Origin of the sequence: Pseudomonas sp. MRSN 12121, from assembly GCF_000931465.1 — a bacterium.
Classification (GTDB): Bacteria; Pseudomonadota; Gammaproteobacteria; order Pseudomonadales; family Pseudomonadaceae; genus Aquipseudomonas.
The window spans coordinates 18,850-34,441 of sequence record NZ_CP010892.1 but is presented as its reverse complement, the minus strand read 5'-3'; the positions used below and the strand labels follow the sequence as shown (position 1 = coordinate 34,441).

Annotated in this window: 15 protein-coding genes; 9 read left to right on the top strand and 6 right to left on the bottom strand. The window is 66.2% G+C overall.

Features of this window, described 5'->3' with window-relative positions:
* Positions 1-82: 82 nt before the first annotated feature.
* From betC to TO66_RS00140, 3 genes are all read left to right on the top strand, one after another.
* On the top strand, positions 83-1,597 hold the full coding sequence (gene betC / locus TO66_RS00150; protein ID WP_044460406.1) for a choline-sulfatase: 1,515 nt from the start codon (positions 83-85) through the stop codon (positions 1,595-1,597).
* A 17-nt stretch (positions 1,598-1,614) separates the two neighbouring features.
* Complete coding sequence (gene choX / locus TO66_RS00145) at positions 1,615-2,547, top strand: choline ABC transporter substrate-binding protein (protein ID WP_044460405.1); 933 nt, start codon at positions 1,615-1,617, stop codon at positions 2,545-2,547.
* A gap of 163 nt (positions 2,548-2,710) precedes the next feature.
* Entirely contained in the window at positions 2,711-4,279 is a 1,569-nt protein-coding gene (locus TO66_RS00140) for a SulP family inorganic anion transporter (RefSeq protein WP_044460404.1), read from the top strand.
* 157 nt (positions 4,280-4,436) lie between these two features.
* On the opposite strand, the gene aroE is transcribed toward TO66_RS00140, so the two are convergent.
* Entirely contained in the window at positions 4,437-5,258 is an 822-nt protein-coding gene (gene aroE / locus TO66_RS00135; RefSeq protein ID WP_044460403.1) for a shikimate dehydrogenase, read from the bottom strand.
* Positions 5,259-5,328: 70 nt separating this feature from the next.
* Positions 5,329-6,246 (bottom strand): oxygen-dependent coproporphyrinogen oxidase, encoded by a 918-nt coding sequence (gene hemF / locus TO66_RS00130; RefSeq protein ID WP_044460402.1) that lies wholly within the window; start codon positions 6,244-6,246, stop codon positions 5,329-5,331.
* 170 nt (positions 6,247-6,416) lie between these two features.
* Between hemF and TO66_RS00125 the strand changes: the two genes are divergently transcribed.
* Entirely contained in the window at positions 6,417-7,394 is a 978-nt protein-coding gene (locus tag TO66_RS00125) for a quinone oxidoreductase (RefSeq protein ID WP_044460401.1), read from the top strand.
* A 144-nt stretch (positions 7,395-7,538) separates the two neighbouring features.
* Here the strand turns inward: TO66_RS00125 and TO66_RS00120 are convergent, their stop codons facing one another.
* The 3 genes from TO66_RS00120 to TO66_RS00110 all read right to left on the bottom strand — a co-directional run bounded on the left by TO66_RS00120 (position 7,539) and on the right by TO66_RS00110 (position 10,367).
* Positions 7,539-8,096 carry an L-threonylcarbamoyladenylate synthase gene (locus tag TO66_RS00120; protein ID WP_044460400.1) on the bottom strand — a complete coding sequence of 186 codons (558 nt, stop codon included), beginning with the start codon at positions 8,094-8,096 and terminating at the stop codon, positions 7,539-7,541.
* Between the two features lie 54 nt (positions 8,097-8,150).
* On the bottom strand, positions 8,151-9,260 hold the full coding sequence (dprA, locus tag TO66_RS00115; RefSeq protein ID WP_044460399.1) for a DNA-processing protein DprA: 1,110 nt from the start codon (positions 9,258-9,260) through the stop codon (positions 8,151-8,153).
* An 81-nt stretch (positions 9,261-9,341) separates the two neighbouring features.
* A complete protein-coding gene (locus TO66_RS00110; RefSeq protein ID WP_044460398.1) occupies positions 9,342-10,367 on the bottom strand; it encodes a LysM peptidoglycan-binding domain-containing protein in 1,026 nt (341 codons plus the stop codon).
* A gap of 153 nt (positions 10,368-10,520) precedes the next feature.
* On the opposite strand from TO66_RS00110, the gene def reads away from it, so the two are divergent.
* The 5 genes from def (at position 10,521) to TO66_RS00085 (ending at position 15,162) form a co-directional block, all read left to right on the top strand.
* Positions 10,521-11,027 carry a peptide deformylase gene (gene def, locus TO66_RS00105; RefSeq protein WP_009046227.1) on the top strand — a complete coding sequence of 169 codons (507 nt, stop codon included), beginning with the start codon at positions 10,521-10,523 and terminating at the stop codon, positions 11,025-11,027.
* A gap of 69 nt (positions 11,028-11,096) precedes the next feature.
* Positions 11,097-12,056 (top strand): methionyl-tRNA formyltransferase, encoded by a 960-nt coding sequence (fmt, locus tag TO66_RS00100; RefSeq protein WP_044460397.1) that lies wholly within the window; start codon positions 11,097-11,099, stop codon positions 12,054-12,056.
* Positions 12,053-13,378, top strand: coding sequence for a 16S rRNA (cytosine(967)-C(5))-methyltransferase RsmB (gene rsmB, locus TO66_RS00095; protein ID WP_044460396.1), 1,326 nt, complete (start codon positions 12,053-12,055; stop codon positions 13,376-13,378). Before fmt ends, rsmB begins: the two co-directional genes overlap by 4 nt.
* A gap of 22 nt (positions 13,379-13,400) precedes the next feature.
* A complete protein-coding gene (trkA, locus tag TO66_RS00090) occupies positions 13,401-14,774 on the top strand; it encodes a Trk system potassium transporter TrkA (RefSeq protein ID WP_044460395.1) in 1,374 nt (457 codons plus the stop codon).
* A gap of 70 nt (positions 14,775-14,844) precedes the next feature.
* On the top strand, positions 14,845-15,162 hold the full coding sequence (locus tag TO66_RS00085) for a tetratricopeptide repeat protein (RefSeq protein ID WP_044460394.1): 318 nt from the start codon (positions 14,845-14,847) through the stop codon (positions 15,160-15,162).
* Positions 15,163-15,336: 174 nt separating this feature from the next.
* Here TO66_RS00085 and TO66_RS00080 read toward each other — a convergent pair whose 3' ends face one another.
* Positions 15,337-15,576, bottom strand: a complete 240-nt coding sequence (locus TO66_RS00080) for a PilZ domain-containing protein (RefSeq protein ID WP_044460393.1) — start codon at positions 15,574-15,576, stop codon at positions 15,337-15,339.
* Positions 15,577-15,592: the final 16 nt, after the last annotated feature.

Sequence of the window (15,592 nt, the reverse complement as noted above, 5' to 3'; positions counted from 1 at the left end):
GGGCTTTACCACAAAAGGCGCGGGTTACATGCTCGATCGCAGCACTTTCCCATAACTTCCTACTATGGAATGCCGCGAATAGATGAAGCGCAAGAACATTCTTTTCATCATGGCCGACCAGATGGCCGCGCCACTGTTGCCGTTCTACGGTCCGTCGCCCATCCAGCTGCCGCACCTGGGCCGCCTCGCCGCGCAAGGCGTGGTATTCGACGCCGCCTACTGCAACAGCCCGTTGTGCGCCCCGTCGCGCTTCACCCTGGTCAGCGGGCAGTTGCCGAGCAAGATCGGCGCCTACGACAACGCCGCCGAGTTTCCCGCCGACGTCCCGACCTATGCCCATTACCTGCGCCGCCTGGGCTACCGCACCGCGCTCTCGGGCAAGATGCATTTCTGCGGCCCGGACCAGTTGCACGGCTACGAGGAACGCCTGACCAGCGATATCTACCCGGCCGACTATGGCTGGGCGGTGAACTGGGACGAACCGGACGTGCGCCCGAGCTGGTACCACAACATGTCCTCGGTGCTGCAAGCCGGGCCGTGCGTGCGCACCAACCAGCTGGATTTCGACGAAGAGGTGGTGTTCAAGGCCCGCCAATACCTGTTCGACCATGTGCGTGAAGACGGCGACCGGCCGTTCTGCCTGACCGTGTCGATGACCCACCCGCACGATCCCTACACCATTCCCAAGGCGTTCTGGGACCTCTACCGCGACGCGGACATCCCGCTGCCGCAGACGCCGCCCCAGGGCGATCTCGACCCGCACTCCCAGCGCCTGCTCAAGGTCTACGACCTGTGGGACAAACCGCTGCCAGTGGACAAGATCCGCGACGCGCGGCGCGCCTATTTCGGCGCTTGCAGCTACATCGACAGCAACGTCGGCAAACTCCTGGAAACCCTGGAGGAAACCGGGCTGCTCGACGACACCATCGTCATCTTCTCCGGCGATCACGGCGACATGCTCGGCGAGCGCGGCCTCTGGTACAAAATGCACTGGTTCGAAATGGCCGCGCGGGTGCCGCTGCTGATCAGCGCGCCGGGGCAATTCGCTGCCGGCCGCGTCAGCCAGGCCGTCTCGACCGCCGACCTGCTGCCGACCCTGGTGGAGTTGGCCGGCGGAGAATTGCAACCGGGCCTGGCGCTGGACGGCCGTTCGCTGGTGCCGCACCTGCAAGGGCAGGGCGGGCACGACGAAGTCTTCGGCGAATACATGGCCGAAGGCACAGTCGGCCCGCTGATGATGATTCGCCGCGGCCGCTACAAGTTCATCTACAGCGAAGACGACCCGTGCCTGCTGTTCGATGTCGCCAACGACCCGCACGAGCGCGAGGACCTCGGCCAATCGCCGCAATATCGCCCCCTGTTCGAGGATTTTCTTCGCGAAGCCCGGGCCCGATGGGACATTCCGGCCATCCACCAACAAGTACTCGCCAGCCAGCGCCGCCGTCGCTTCGTCGCCGACGCGCTGAGCCGCGGCAAGCTGAAGAGCTGGGACCACCAGCCGCTGGTCGACGCCAGCCAGCAATACATGCGCAACCATATCGACCTCGACGATCTGGAGCGCAAGGCCCGTTATCCACAACCCTGCCAAAACCAATAAAACCTAAGGGGAACATCATGCAAAAGTTATCCACAAGCATGGCTGTCGCGTGGCTGACGCTGGGCAGCGCCGCCATCCCGGCCCTGGCCTGGGCCGAGCAGGGTTGCGAGACCGTGAAGATGGCCGACCCGGGCTGGAGCGACATCGCCGCCACCAATGCCATCGCCGGCTTTCTGCTCGAGGGCCTGGGCTACAAGGCCAAGGTCGACACCCTGGCGGTGCCGATCATCTTCGGCGGGCTCAAGGACGGCCAGGTGGATGTGTTCCTGGGCAACTGGATGCCGGCGCAACAGGGCTTCTACGACAAGTTCGTGGCCAACGGCGAGGTCACCCAGCTGGCGAAGAACCTGGACGGCACCGAGTTCACCCTGGCGGTGCCCGATTACGTCTGGGACGCTGGCGTGCATGACTTCAACGATCTCAACCCGCAGGCGGACAAGTTCGACAGGAAGCTCTACGGCATCGGCTCCGGGGCCCCGGCCAACCTGTCGTTGCAGGAGATCATCAAGAAGAACGAATTCGACCTCGGCCAGTGGAAGCTGATCGAGTCCAGCGAGCAGGCGATGCTTGCGGAAGTCTCGCGGGCGGTGAAACGGCAGAAGTTCGTGGTGTTCCTCGGCTGGACCCCGCACCCGATGAACGTGCAGTTGAAAATGCACTACCTCAAGGGCGGCGAGAAATACTTCGGCGACACCGGCAGCGTCTACACCCTGACCCGCAAGGGCTATGCCCAGGCCTGCCCGAACGTTGGCAAGCTGCTGACCAACCTGAGCTTCACCCAGGACCTGGAGAACAGCATCATGGCCGAGGTGGCCAACAAGAAGCTCAGCAACGCCGAGGCGGCCAAAGCCTGGATCAAGGCCAACCCGGCGGTGCTGGAAAAATGGCTGGACGGGGTGAAGACCCGCGACGGCAAGGAGGCCCTGCCAGCCGTGCAAGCCCGTATGTAGGAGCGAGGCTTGTCCGCGATGGGCTACGCAGTAGCCCTAGAACCTGCGGACGCGGTCCCTCTGAAGGACCGCGTCGCCTGCATCGCGAGCAAGCTTCGCTCCTACAAGCACCTGCGGCAATGCTTTACCCTGACGCCCCCGAACACGCCGACCGCGAGGACCCATGGCCTGGCCCGATCGCCATTCACTCCTGCCGTTCCTGAGCTGGCTGCCGCGGCAGACCCGCGCCAGCGTCGGCCGCGACCTGCTGGTCGGCCTGAGCGGGGCGATCCTCGCGCTGCCGCAATCCATCGCCTATGCGCTGATCGCCGGCCTGCCGCCGGAGTACGGCCTGTACGCGGCCATCGTGCCGGTCCTGATCGCTTGCCTGTGGGGCTCTTCCTGGCACCTGATCGGCGGGCCGACCGCGGCGATCTCCATCGTCCTCTACGCCAGCGTCAGCCCCTTGGCGGTGCCTGCGTCCCAGGACTACATCACCCTGATCCTGCTGCTGACCCTGCTCGCGGGAGTGTTCCAGTGGCTGCTGGGGCTGTTGCGCTTCGGCGCGCTGGTGAACTTCGTGTCCCATTCGGTGGTGCTCGGCTTCACCCTCGGCGCCGCCGTGGTGATCGCCCTCGGGCAACTACCCAACCTGCTGGGCCTGGACCTGCCGAGCGAGGCCACGGCGCTGAACAGCCTGACCTCGCTGTACGCCCACCTCGATGCGGTGGACAGGCCCTCGCTGCTCCTGGGCCTGGGAACGCTGGTCGTCGGCGTGCTCCTCAAGCTTCTGGCGCCGCGCTGGCCGTCGCTGCTGATCACCCTGGTGCTCAGCGCCCTGGTGGTGTGGCTGTGGCCGGCGATGTTCGGCCAGGTGCAGCTGGTCAGCGCCTTTACCGGGCGGCTGCCGCCGTTCAGCCCGCTACCGCTGGACCTGGACATGATCCTGCGGCTGCTGCCCAGCGCCGTGGCGGTGGGCATGCTGGGGCTGGTCACCAGCCTGTCGATCGCCCGCTCGCTGTCGGCGCGCTCCGAGCAGTTGCTCGACGCCAACCAGGAAGTCCGCGCCCAGGGCCTGTCGAACATCGCCGGCGCGTTCTTCTCCGGCTACCTGTCGTCCGGCTCTTTCACCCGCTCCGGGCTGAGCTACGAAGCCGGCGCCTGTTCGCCCCTGGCCGGGGTGTTCTCGGCGCTGTGGGTGGCCCTGTTCGCGGTGGCCGGGGCGGGGCTGATCGCCCATATCCCGATCCCGGCCATGGCCGGCAGCATCCTGCTGATCTGCTGGGGGCTGGTGGATTATCACGGCATTCGCGCGCTGTACCGGGTCAGCCGCGCCGAGTTCGTGGTGATGAGCCTGACCTGTGTCGCCACCTTGCTGCTGGAATTGCAGACGGCGATCTACGCCGGGGTCCTGGCGTCGCTGTTCTTCTACTTAAAGCGCACCTCGCAGCCGCGGGTGCAGCATACGCGTGAAGGCGACGAAGACGTCCTGCGGGTGGGCGGCTCGATCTTTTTCGGCGCCAGCCACTACCTGCAGGTGCGCATCCAGCGCTGCCAAGCCCCGCGCCTGGTGATCGACGCCCGACAGATCAACTTCATCGACTATTCCGGGGTCACCATGCTGCACCAGGAAGCCCGCCGCCTGCTGCGCCAGAACCGCAGCCTGACCCTGCGCCGTGCGCGGACGTCGGTGGTCGAGGAATTGCGCAAGCTCGAAGGCACGGAGCAATGCCCGATCCGTTTTGAGGATTGATCACGGGTTACAGCGCGGTTACAGCGGCGACCCCATCGCGGGCAAGCCTCGCTCCTACAGATCCGGGTCGTACACCGAATAGATGAACAATCAGAGGACCTGTAGGAGCGAGCGGGCGGCGATCCGACTTGCCCGCGATGAACGATGACGCGATCTGTCAGAGCGCCAGCTGGCGCCGCAGTTCGGCCAGCACCGGCGCGGTGTCCGGGCGCACGCCGCGCCACAGGAAGAACGCCTCCGCCGCCTGTTCGGCGAGCATGCCCAGGCCATCCAGGGAAACTGCCGCGTCGTGCTCGCTGGCCCAGCGGCAGAAGGCCGTCGGCTCCTTGCCGTACATCATGTCGTAGCAGACCGTCTGGCCCGGTTCGATCAGGCTGGCGGCAATCGGCGGCACATCGCCGGTGAGGCTGGCCGAGGTGGCGTTGATGATCAGGTCCACCGGCTCGCGCAACCAGTCGAAGCCGCTGGCGGACACCGGCCCCAGGTCGTCGAACAGTTCGGCCAGCCGCTCGGCCTTTTCCACCGTGCGGTTGGCGATGATCACCGAGGCCGGCTGCTCCGCCAACAGCGGTTCCAGCGCGCCACGCACCGCGCCGCCAGCGCCCAGCAGCAGGATGCGCTTGCCCTTGAGGCTGAAGCCGGCGTTGACCGTCAGGTCGCGCACCAGGCCGGCGCCGTCGGTGTTGTCGCCCAGCAGGCTGCCGTCGGCGAGCTTGCTCAAGGTGTTCACCGCACCGGCGCGCTCGGCGCGGGCCGTCAGGCTGTCGGCCAGGCGATAGGCCTCTTCCTTGAACGGCACGGTGACATTGGCGCCGCGCCCGTCGATGAAGAAGGCGCGGGCACAGCCGGTGAAATCGTCGAGGGGCGCCAGCTGAGTGGTGTAGCTCAAGCGCTGAGCCGTCTGCTCGGCGAACAGCCGATGAATCAGCGGCGACTTGCTATGGCCGATCGGGTTACCAAAAACGACGTACTGATCCATCCACTAAACCCCTCATGCGCGCCTTGCCGGTGGCAAGATGCGCGGTCACTGTTCTGTCGCCGACGGGGCTTTAAGCGGAGCCCGCCAGCCAGTCGCGGTCCTGCAGGAAGTACTCGGTAAGGCGGGCTTCTTCGCTGCCCGGCTCGGCCTTCCAGTCATAGCCCCAGCGTACCTGCGGCGGCAGGGACATCAGGATCGACTCGGTGCGTCCGCCCGATTGCAGGCCGAACAGCGTGCCGCGGTCGTAGACCAGGTTGAACTCGACATAGCGGCCACGGCGGAACTCCTGGAACTCGCGCTGCTTCTCGGTGTAGGCCTGGGCCTTGCGGCGCTGCACGATCGGCAGGTAGGCCTCGAGGTAGGCATCGCCGATGGCCCGCATGAAGGCGAAGCTGGTGTCGAAGTCCCACTCGTTCAGATCGTCGAAGAACAGGCCGCCGATGCCCCGTGGCTCGTTGCGATGCTTGAGGTGGAAGTAGCTGTCGCACCAGGCCTTGTAGCGCGGGTAGACCTCCGGGCCGAACGGCGCGCAGGCCTTTTCGGCCACCCGGTGCCAATGCACGCAGTCTTCCTCGTTGCCGTAGTAGGGGGTCAGGTCGAAACCGCCGCCGAACCACCAGACCGGTTCTTCGCCCGCCTTCTCGGCGATGAAGAAGCGCACGTTGGCGTGGGAGGTCGGCACATGCGGGTTGTGCGGGTGGATCACCAGCGACACGCCCAGCGCCTCGAAACCACGGCCGGCGAGTTCGGGACGGTGGGCACTGGCCGAAGGCGGCAGGCCGCTGCCGAATACATGGGAAAAGTTGACGCCGCCTTTCTCGATCAGCGAGCCGTCGGCGATCACCCGGGTGCGCCCGCCACCGCCGGCCGGCCGGGTCCAGGCGTCCTCGACGAAGTGCGTACCGCCATCTTCGGCTTCCAGGGCAGCGCAAATGCGGTCTTGCAGGTCGAGCAGATAGGCTTTCACGGCCTCGGTGCGGGTAGTCATGGCATCACCTTGAATCGGGCAAAGCTACGCGGCGCCGGGGGTACAGCCAGCGGGCCTGCGCAAACGGGGCGCGTAGCATAACACTGCGCGAGGGCCGGTCGCAGTTGACGACGGTCAAGCATAGGAGTCCGATAAGGCACTTTCACGACACGACCAAGGAGAGAGTGCAGATGGCCAAGCGTATCCAGTTTCGTGCCCATGGCGGCCCGGAAGTGCTCGAGTATGTGGATTACCAGCCCGCCGAGCCGGGCCCGCAGCAAGTCCGTGTGCGCAACAAGGCCATCGGCCTGAACTTCATCGATACCTACTACCGCAGCGGCCTTTATTCGCCACCGGCCCTTCCTTCGGGCCTGGGCGCCGAGGGGGCCGGCGTGGTCGAGGCCGTGGGCAGCGCCGTGACCCGCTTCAAGGTCGGCGACCGCGTGGCCTACGGCAGCGGACCGCTGGGGGCCTACAGCGATGTGCATGTGCTGCCGGCCGACAATCTGGTGCACCTGCCGGACAGCATCGGCTTCGAGCAGGCCGCCGGCATGATGCTCAAGGGCCTGACCGTGCAGTACCTGCTGCGCCAGACCTACCCGCTCAAGGGCGGCGAAACCGTGCTGTTCCACGCCGCGGCCGGCGGCGTCGGGCTGATTGCCTGCCAGTGGGCCAAGGCCCTGGGCGTGAAGCTGATCGGTACCGTCAGTTCGCCGGAAAAGGCCGCCCTGGCGAAATCCCTCGGCGCCTGGGAAACCATCGACTACAGCCATGAAGACGTGGCCAAGCGCGTGCTGGAGCTGACCGACGGCAAGAAGTGCCCGGTGGTCTACGACGGTGTCGGCAAGGACACCTGGCTGACTTCGCTGGACTGCCTGCAACCGCGGGGGCTGATGGTCAGCTTCGGCAACGCCTCGGGCGCGGTGGAGGGGGTCAACCTGGGCATCCTGGCGGCCAAGGGCTCGCTGTATGTCACGCGGCCGTCCATGGCGGCCTACGCCAACAACGCCGAAAACCTGCAAGCCATGGCCGACGACCTGTTCGCCCTGGTCGCCAGCGGCCAGCTGAAGATCGAGATCGGCCGGCGCTACCCGCTGACCGAAGCGGCGCAGGCGCAGACCGAGCTGGCGGCGCGCCGGACCACGGGGTCGACCATTCTGTTGCCGTAAACCCTGCGTCGTCTGAGCGAATGCATCGCGGGCAAGTCGGATCGCCGCCCGCTCGCTCCTACAGAAGCAATGTCGTACACATCATCGTGGTACGACGCGAACCTGTAGGAGCAGGGCTTGCCCGCGATGAAGGCCGACGCGGTTTCAGGCTGGGCGGACGATCCTGCCGGTCACCAGGTCGCGGATCAGGCTCGGGTTCTTGCGCCCGCCCAGGCTGCCGCCCAGGATCATGTCCAGTTGCCCGCGGAAATACTGCTCGACGCGAAGCCGCGTGCGCGCGGCGGGGCGGCCCTGGGGGTTGGCCGAGGTGGAAATCAGCGGCCCGACCAGCGCGCACAGTTCACGCACCAGCGGATGGTCGCTGACCCGCAGCGCGACGGTGTCATGGACCCCGGTGACCCATTCCGGCAACAGGTCCTGATGGGGCACCAGCCAGGTATTGGGCCCCGGCCAGGTGCTGGCCATGCGGTCGATCCATTCCTGCGGGAAGTCCTCGAACAGGAAATCGAACTGGTGGATGTTGTCGGCGATCAGGATCAGGCCCTTGTCCACGGACCGCGACTTGATGGCCAGCAAGCGGTCCACCGCCTCTTCGTTCCACGGGTCGCACCCCAGCCCCCAGACCGCTTCGGTTGGATAGGCAATCACCGCCCCTGCGCGAATTTCTCGTGCGGCTTTTTGCACACGCCAACTGCTGACCATTGCTGATTCTCCGGATTAATGCTGTGCGCAGTTTACCGATACTGCCTGTAAAACCTAGCTTTTTACCCGGACAAACCAACGACCGCTTTCGCATACCGCGCGGCCTTCCAGCTCCAGTTCGGTGAGCGCCGCCAATACCCTGGGCAACGTCCAGCCGCTGGTCGTGGCCAGGCCTTCGCTGGTCTGCGGCGCGGCGTGCAACAGCGCCAGCAGCGGGTGAGCCGGCAAGGCTTCGGGCGGGTCGCCGACCAACGGCAACCGCTGCCAGCCACGCAGGGCCTCGAGGATGTGCTCGATGGTTTCCACCAGCACCGCGCCGTCGCGAATCAGTTGATGACAACCCCGGGCGCCGGGGTGATGGATCGACCCGGGTATCGCATACACCTCGCGTCCTTGCTCGGCGGCGAGCCGGGCGGTGATCAGCGAACCGCTGGCAACGCTGGCCTCGACCACCAGCACGCCCAGGGACAGGCCGCTGATGATCCGGTTGCGCCGGGGAAAGTGGCCGGGCTGGGGGCCGGTCTCCAGCGGGAACTCGGAAACCACCGCGCTGCCCTGGGCGATCATGGCCTCGGCCAGGCGCCGGTTGCGCTGTGGATAAAAGTTTTCCAGGCCGGTGCCCAGCACGCCGACAGTCTGCCCGCCGACTTCCAGCGCAGCCTGGTGCGCCGCGCCATCGATCCCCAGCGCCAGGCCGCTGGTGATGACAAAACCGGCCGCGGCCAGGCTGCGGGAAAACGCCGCGGCGGTGTCCATGCCGGGCCGTGATGCGCGGCGGCTGCCCACCACTGCCAACTGCGGTTTCTCCAGCAGACGCGGATCGCCGGCGACGAACAACAGCGGCGGCGCATCGGCGATTTCATTGAGCAGTGCCGGGTAATCCGGCTGGTCCCACATCAGTAAATGCTGGCCGGGACGCTCTAGCCAGGCCAGTGCATGGCTGGCGCCCTCGCGCACCTGGACGCTGCGCCGCGACTCGGCGGCCAGCGCCGGCAGGCCCAGGGCCCGCCAGGCGCTGGCCGGTGCGCTGATGGCGCGGGAGGCCGAACCGAAGGCTTCGAGCAGCACCTGGAAACGTTTCGGGCCCAGTTCCGGCAAACGGTGCAAACGTAGACGGGCTTCCAGCTCCGCAGGGGAAACCGACGCCCGGACAGGCTGCGACATGGGGATCATCCTTGATCGTTATAAGTGCGCCAGCAGCAGGAACAAGCTGTGGATAAGTCTGTTGGTAACTTGTTGAGGATTTTACGGATTGCGTACCTTGTCCATGACCGCCAGCGAGCGCGAAGCGCTGAGCACGAGGCCGTAGCTGAGCTTGTCGTAGGTCCGGAAGACCATCAGCAGGCCGGCCCGTTCGTCGGGCATCTTCACTTCGCCGCCAGCCACCCGGTCACGCACGGTTTCGCCGGTTTTCATCACCGCCAGCACATTGCCCTGGGCCAGGCCGTCGCGCCGCCCCTTGTTCAGCGTCACCACGTCCAGCGCGCCGACCTGGTTCACCCCGCGCGGCACGTCGATGATCAGCCCCTCGACCGCCCGGCTCGGCGGGCTGGGAACGAAGGCCGGGTCGAGGGTGCGCGGCTCGCTGCCGAACAAGCGGTCGCCCAGCCGCACTTCCTGGGTGGTGCGCAGCAAGCGCAGGGTGGCGATATCGCCCTCGACCGCGACCACCTCGCCACCGCCGATCTCGTCGGCATTGATCCCCAGCACCTCGCCGCTGCCGGGGTCGGTGTAGGTCTTGCCCCGACGGAAGATGCCGTAGGTCGACGGCTCCGGGTCGAAACGGCCGCGGGCGAAAATACGGTCGCCGGTGCCGCTGAGCACCCGCTCGGCATCGCCGGCCACCACATAGGGCGCGTGGTCGAAGGCATCGGCCCGGTCGAGGATGCGGTTGCTCAGCAGGAAACTCTCGACGGCCTGCAACGGAATGCTCGGGATCGCCTCGGCCAGCGGCGTGCGGCGTACCTCGGGCGAGAGCTTGATCGTGCCGCGCGAAGCGGCTCGCGCAAGATTCAGGCGCGGCTGGCCGTCGACCCGGGTCAGCGTCAGGGAGTCGCCGGGGTAGATCAGGTCGGGATCGGCGAGCCCGGCATTGGCCTGCCACAGCGCCGGCCACTGCCAGGGATCACGCAGATAGCGGCTGGCGATGCTCCACAGGGTGTCGCCCGCCACCACCGTATAGCGCTGTGGATAATCCTCGCGGAGCGCCACCTGGGCCTGGCCGATGCCGGTCCAGCCCACGAGCAGCAAGGCGAGTAGTGATTTCCTCATGCGGTGAATCCCTTTATCATGTGCACTCGCGTGAAACGCCAGAGCCTGTGCGCTCCCTGCTCCGAATCGAGCGCGTTTTACACCGGTTGCCCGGTCCTCGACCCCTAAGGCCTCCGACTCCGAATTTACTTCACACGTGTAGCAATTACGCTTATGGCCATTTTGAACATCCTCGAATTCCCCGACTCGCGCCTGCGCACTATCGCCAAACCGGTGGCCGTAGTGGACGACGAAGTGCGCCAGTTGGTCGACGACATGTTTGAAACAATGTATGAGGCACCCGGCATCGGCCTGGCCGCCACCCAGGTCAACGTGCACAAGCGCATCGTGGTCATGGACCTGTCCGAAGACCGCAGCGAGCCACGGGTATTCATCAACCCCGAGTTCGAACCGCTCACCGACGAGATGGGCCAGTACCAGGAAGGCTGCCTCTCGGTACCGGGCTTCTACGAGAACGTGGATCGTCCGCAGCGCGTGAAAATCAAGGCCCTGGACCGCGACGGCCAGCCTTACGAACTGATCGCCGAAGGCCTGCTCGCGGTGTGCATCCAGCACGAATGCGACCACCTCAACGGCAAATTGTTCGTCGATTACCTATCCACGCTCAAACGTGACCGGATCAAGAAGAAGCTGGAAAAGCAGCACCGCCAGCAGGCTTGATGACCGTCTTGCAAAGGCTTGCCACGGCAAGCCTTTTTCTTTTCCGCATGTTTACCATCGAGAATTCCCATGACTGAGCCACTGCGCATCGTCTTTGCCGGCACTCCGGAATTTGCCGCCGAACACCTCAAGGCCCTGCTCGCCAGCCCCTACGAGATCGTCGCGGTCTACACCCAGCCGGACCGGCCGGCCGGCCGCGGGCAAAAACTGATGCCAAGCCCGGTCAAGCAGCTGGCCGTGGAACACGCCATTCCTGTGCTGCAACCGCCGACCCTGCGCAATGCCGAGGCCCAGGCCGAGCTGGCGGCGCTCAAGCCGGACCTGATGGTGGTGGTCGCCTATGGCCTGATCCTGCCGCAGGCGGTGCTGGATATTCCGCACCTGGGTTGCATCAACAGCCATGCTTCGCTGCTGCCACGCTGGCGCGGGGCGGCGCCGATCCAGCGCGCCGTGGAAGCCGGCGACGCCGAAAGCGGCGTGACCGTGATGCGCATGGAAGCCGGCCTGGACACCGGGCCGATGCTGCTGAAAGTCAGCACCCCGATCAGCGCCGATGACACCGGCGGCAGCCTGCATGACCGCCTCGCCGAAATCGGCCCGCCCGCCGTGGTGCAGGCCATCGCCGGCCTCGCCGCGGGAACCCTGCAAGGCGAAGTGCAGGACGACAGCCTGGCCACCTACGCCCACAAGCTGAACAAGGACGAAGCGCGGATCGACTGGAGCCGCCCGGCGGTGGAGTTGGAGCGCCTGATACGCGCCTTCAACCCCTGGCCGATCTGCCACAGCACCCTGAACGGCGAAGCCCTGAAGGTGCTGGCCGCCCACCTCGCCGAAGGCCGGGGCATACCGGGGACCATCCTCGACGCCAGCAAGGACGGCCTGCTGGTCGCCTGCGGCGAGCAGGCGCTGTGCCTGACCCGCCTGCAATTGCCCGGCGGCAAGGCGCTGAACTTCAGCGACCTGTTCAACAGCCGGCGCGAGAAGTTCGCCACCGGCACCGTGCTCGGCCAAGCGGCGGACGCCCAATGAACCCGCGCCTGGCCGCTGCCAAGGCCCTGACTTCGGTCCTCACCGGCAAAGCCTCGCTCAACAGCTCGTTGCCGACCCTGCTGGACAAGGTCGAAGCGCGCGATCGCGGCCTCACCCAGGACCTGGCCTTCGGCACCGCGCGCTGGCAGCCCCGGCTGGCGGCGCTGGCGGCCAAGCTGCTGCAGAAGCCGTTCAAGGCGGCCGACGCCGACGTCGAGGCGCTGCTGCTGGTGGGCCTCTACCAGTTGCTCTACACCCGCGTGCCCGCGCATGCCGCCATCGGCGAGACCGTGGGTTGCGCCGACAAGCTGAAAAAGCCCTGGGCCAAGGCCCTGATCAATGCCGTGCTGCGCCGCGCCCAACGCGAGAGCGAGGCGCTGTTCGCCGAACTGGAGCGCGACCCGGTGGTACGCACCGCCCATCCGCGCTGGCTGCAGAAGTCCCTCAAGGCGTTCTGGCCCGAGCAATGGGAAGCCATCTGCGCCGCCAACAACGCCCACCCGCCGATGATCCTGCGGGTCAACCGGCGTCATCATGCCCGCGACGCCTACCTGAAACTGCTGGGCGAGGCCGGCGTCGCCGCCACGCCTTGCGTCTACAGCCAGGACGGCATCGTGCTCGCTGAAGCAACCGACGTGCGCAACCTGCCGGGGTTCGCAGAAGGCTGGATCAGCGTGCAGGACGAAGCCGCGCAACTGGCCGCCGAACTGCTGGAACTGGCGCCGGGCCAGCGGGTGCTGGACGCCTGCTGCGCCCCCGGCGGCAAGACCTGCCACATCCTCGAAGTCCAGCCCGCGCTGGCCGGCGTGGTGGCGGTGGACCTGGAAGCCAAACGCCTGGTGCGCGTGCGGGAGAACCTCGACCGCCTGGGCCTGGACGCCGAACTGATCGCCGCCGACGGCCGCGATACCGCCGCGTGGTGGGACGGCAAGCCGTTCCAGCGCATCCTGCTCGACGCGCCGTGTTCGGCCACCGGGGTGATCCGTCGCCACCCGGACATCAAGCTCACCCGCCAGGCAGACGACATCGCCGCCCTGGCCACCCTGCAAGGCGAACTGCTGGACGCCATGTGGTCGACCCTGGAAGTCGGCGGCATCCTGCTGTACGCCACGTGCTCGACCCTGCCGACCGAAAACACCGAGGTGATCGAGGCCTTCCTGGGCCGTACCCCGGGGGCTCGCGAGCTGGACATTGCCGGGCAACTGGGGCAGCCTGCGGCCGGCTTGAAGCAGCCCCACGGGCGCCAGTTGCTGGCGCAAGAGGGCGGCCACGACGGGTTCTACTACGCCAAGCTGATCAAGATCGCCGCAGCACGCGGCTAAACGGTTTTAAGGGAGTGACTGGATGAAAATCATCATCCTCGGCGCCGGGCAGGTGGGCGGTTCCCTGGCAGAGCATCTGGCCAGCGAAGCCAACGACATCACAGTGGTGGATACCGACGGCGATCGCCTGCGCGACCTCGGCGACCGCCTGGACATCCGTACCGTGCAGGGCCGCGCATCGTTCCCAACGGTGCTGCGCCAGGCCGGCGCCGACGATGCCGACATGCTGGTCGCGGTGACCAACAGCGACGAAACCAACATGGTCGCCTGCCAGGTCGCCCACACCCTGTTCCACACCCCGACCAAGATCGCCCGGGTCCGCGAAGCGGCCTACCTGACCCGCGCCGGCCTGTTCGACAACGAAGCGATTCCGGTCGACGTGCTGATCAGCCCCGAGCAGGTGGTGACCAACTACATCAAGCGCCTGATCGAACACCCCGGCGCCCTGCAAGTGATCGACTTCGCCGAAGGCAAGGCCCAGCTGGTGGCGGTCAAGGCCTATTACGGCGGGCCGCTGGTGGGGCAGCAACTGCGCCAGTTGCGCGAGCACATGCCCAACGTCGACACCCGCGTCGCCGCGATCTTCCGCCGCGACCGACCGATCCTGCCCCAGGGCACCACGGTGATCGAGGCCGACGACGAAGTGTTCTTCATCGCCGCCAAGGCCAATATCCGCGCGGTGATGAGCGAGATGCGCCGCCTCGACGAATCCAACAAGCGCATCGTCATCGCCGGCGGCGGGCAGATCGGCGAACGCCTGGCCGAAGCCATCGAAAGCCGTTACCAGGTGAAGATCATCGAGATGAACCCGGCGCGCTGCCGGCACCTCTCGGACAACCTCGACAGTACCGTGGTCCTGCAGGGCAGCGCCTCGGACCGCGACCTGCTGATGGAAGAGAACATCGCCGACGCGGATATCTTCCTGGCCCTGACCAACGACGACGAGGCCAACATCATGTCCTCGCTGCTGGCCAAGCGCCTGGGGGCGAAGAAGGTGATGACCATCATCAACAACCCGGCCTATGTCGACCTGATCCAGGGCGGCGACATCGACATCGCCATCAGCCCGCAGCTGGCCACCATCGGCACCCTGCTGGCCCACGTGCGCCGCGGCGATATTGTCAGCGTGCACTCGCTGCGCCGTGGCGCGGCGGAGGCCATCGAGGCCGTGGCCCATGGCGATGCCAAGTCGAGCAAGGTGATCGGTCGCGCCATCGAGAACATCTCATTGCCGCCGGGGACCACCATCGGCGCGGTCATCCGCGACGAGGAAGTGCTGATCGCCCACGACGACACGGTGATCGAGGCCGGCGACCACGTGATTCTGTTCCTTGTGGATAAAAAACATATCCGCGATGTGGAGAAGCTGTTCCACGTGGGGTTGAGCTTCTTCTGATTCGGGATCTGCGTTGTGGATACTGGCGTCATCGCGGGCAAGCCTCGCTCCTACATCTCAAGGTGACCTCATGCTCGATTCCCTGGAAAAAATGCTCGCCAAGGGTGTGGATAACGCTCTGCTGCGCTTCGGCCTGGGCAAGGGTTACCTGGACCTGAACGAATACGCCAAGGCCGCCGAGCATCTGCAACGCTGCGTCGGTTTCGACCCCAAGTACTCGGCGGCGTGGAAGCTGCTGGGCAAGGCTTACCAGGGGCTGCAGGACTATCCGGCGGCGCGCCAGGCCTGGGAGCAGGGCCTGGAAGCGGCCCGCGGGCATGGCGACAAGCAGGCGGAAAAGGAAATGACGGTGTTCCTCAAGAAGCTGGAACGCCAGGCCAAAGACTGATCGTAGCTGCTGCCGAGCGGGCGAGGCTGCGTACGAGGACGCAATCCTCGCTGGACCTGCACGCCAGGATTATCTGGCAGATTGCGGCGCCTGGTTTACGACCGCTTCGCGGTCGATCGCAGCCTCGCCCGCTCGGCAGCGGCTACAGGATCGGGGTCGGAGTCGGAGTCGGGATCAGAGATAACGCAGGCCGATCCCCTCGGCATCCACCTGCACCACTTCCATCTTCACTCGCGGCGCGTTCATCGGCAGGCCTTGCACCTGGCCGTAGACCACCGCGCCCTTGGGCAGCGCCGCCAGCATCGGGTGCCTGACATAGACCCCGCTGGCGGACAGGTTGCGCGTCTGCCCCAGGCATTCGCCGAAACTGTCATGCTGGATCTTGATCCTCAGGGATTGGCGCGAATCGGGCATAGATAGGTCGTGCTCT

What these genes read in the sequence shown, in the direction of transcription:
- betC (WP_044460406.1), top strand. Translation starts at nt 83, where the DNA reads ATGAAGCGCAAGAACATTCTTTTCATCATGGCCGACCAGATGGCCGCG.
- choX (WP_044460405.1), top strand. Translation starts at nt 1,615, where the DNA reads ATGCAAAAGTTATCCACAAGCATGGCTGTCGCGTGGCTGACGCTGGGC.
- TO66_RS00140 (WP_044460404.1), top strand. Translation starts at nt 2,711, where the DNA reads ATGGCCTGGCCCGATCGCCATTCACTCCTGCCGTTCCTGAGCTGGCTG.
- aroE (WP_044460403.1), bottom strand. Translation starts at nt 5,258, where the DNA reads ATGGATCAGTACGTCGTTTTTGGTAACCCGATCGGCCATAGCAAGTCG.
- hemF (WP_044460402.1), bottom strand. Translation starts at nt 6,246, where the DNA reads ATGACTACCCGCACCGAGGCCGTGAAAGCCTATCTGCTCGACCTGCAA.
- TO66_RS00125 (WP_044460401.1), top strand. Translation starts at nt 6,417, where the DNA reads ATGGCCAAGCGTATCCAGTTTCGTGCCCATGGCGGCCCGGAAGTGCTC.
- TO66_RS00120 (WP_044460400.1), bottom strand. Translation starts at nt 8,096, where the DNA reads ATGGTCAGCAGTTGGCGTGTGCAAAAAGCCGCACGAGAAATTCGCGCA.
- dprA (WP_044460399.1), bottom strand. Translation starts at nt 9,260, where the DNA reads ATGTCGCAGCCTGTCCGGGCGTCGGTTTCCCCTGCGGAGCTGGAAGCC.
- TO66_RS00110 (WP_044460398.1), bottom strand. Translation starts at nt 10,367, where the DNA reads ATGAGGAAATCACTACTCGCCTTGCTGCTCGTGGGCTGGACCGGCATC.
- def (WP_009046227.1), top strand. Translation starts at nt 10,521, where the DNA reads ATGGCCATTTTGAACATCCTCGAATTCCCCGACTCGCGCCTGCGCACT.
- fmt (WP_044460397.1), top strand. Translation starts at nt 11,097, where the DNA reads ATGACTGAGCCACTGCGCATCGTCTTTGCCGGCACTCCGGAATTTGCC.
- rsmB (WP_044460396.1), top strand. Translation starts at nt 12,053, where the DNA reads ATGAACCCGCGCCTGGCCGCTGCCAAGGCCCTGACTTCGGTCCTCACC.
- trkA (WP_044460395.1), top strand. Translation starts at nt 13,401, where the DNA reads ATGAAAATCATCATCCTCGGCGCCGGGCAGGTGGGCGGTTCCCTGGCA.
- TO66_RS00085 (WP_044460394.1), top strand. Translation starts at nt 14,845, where the DNA reads ATGCTCGATTCCCTGGAAAAAATGCTCGCCAAGGGTGTGGATAACGCT.
- TO66_RS00080 (WP_044460393.1), bottom strand. Translation starts at nt 15,576, where the DNA reads ATGCCCGATTCGCGCCAATCCCTGAGGATCAAGATCCAGCATGACAGT.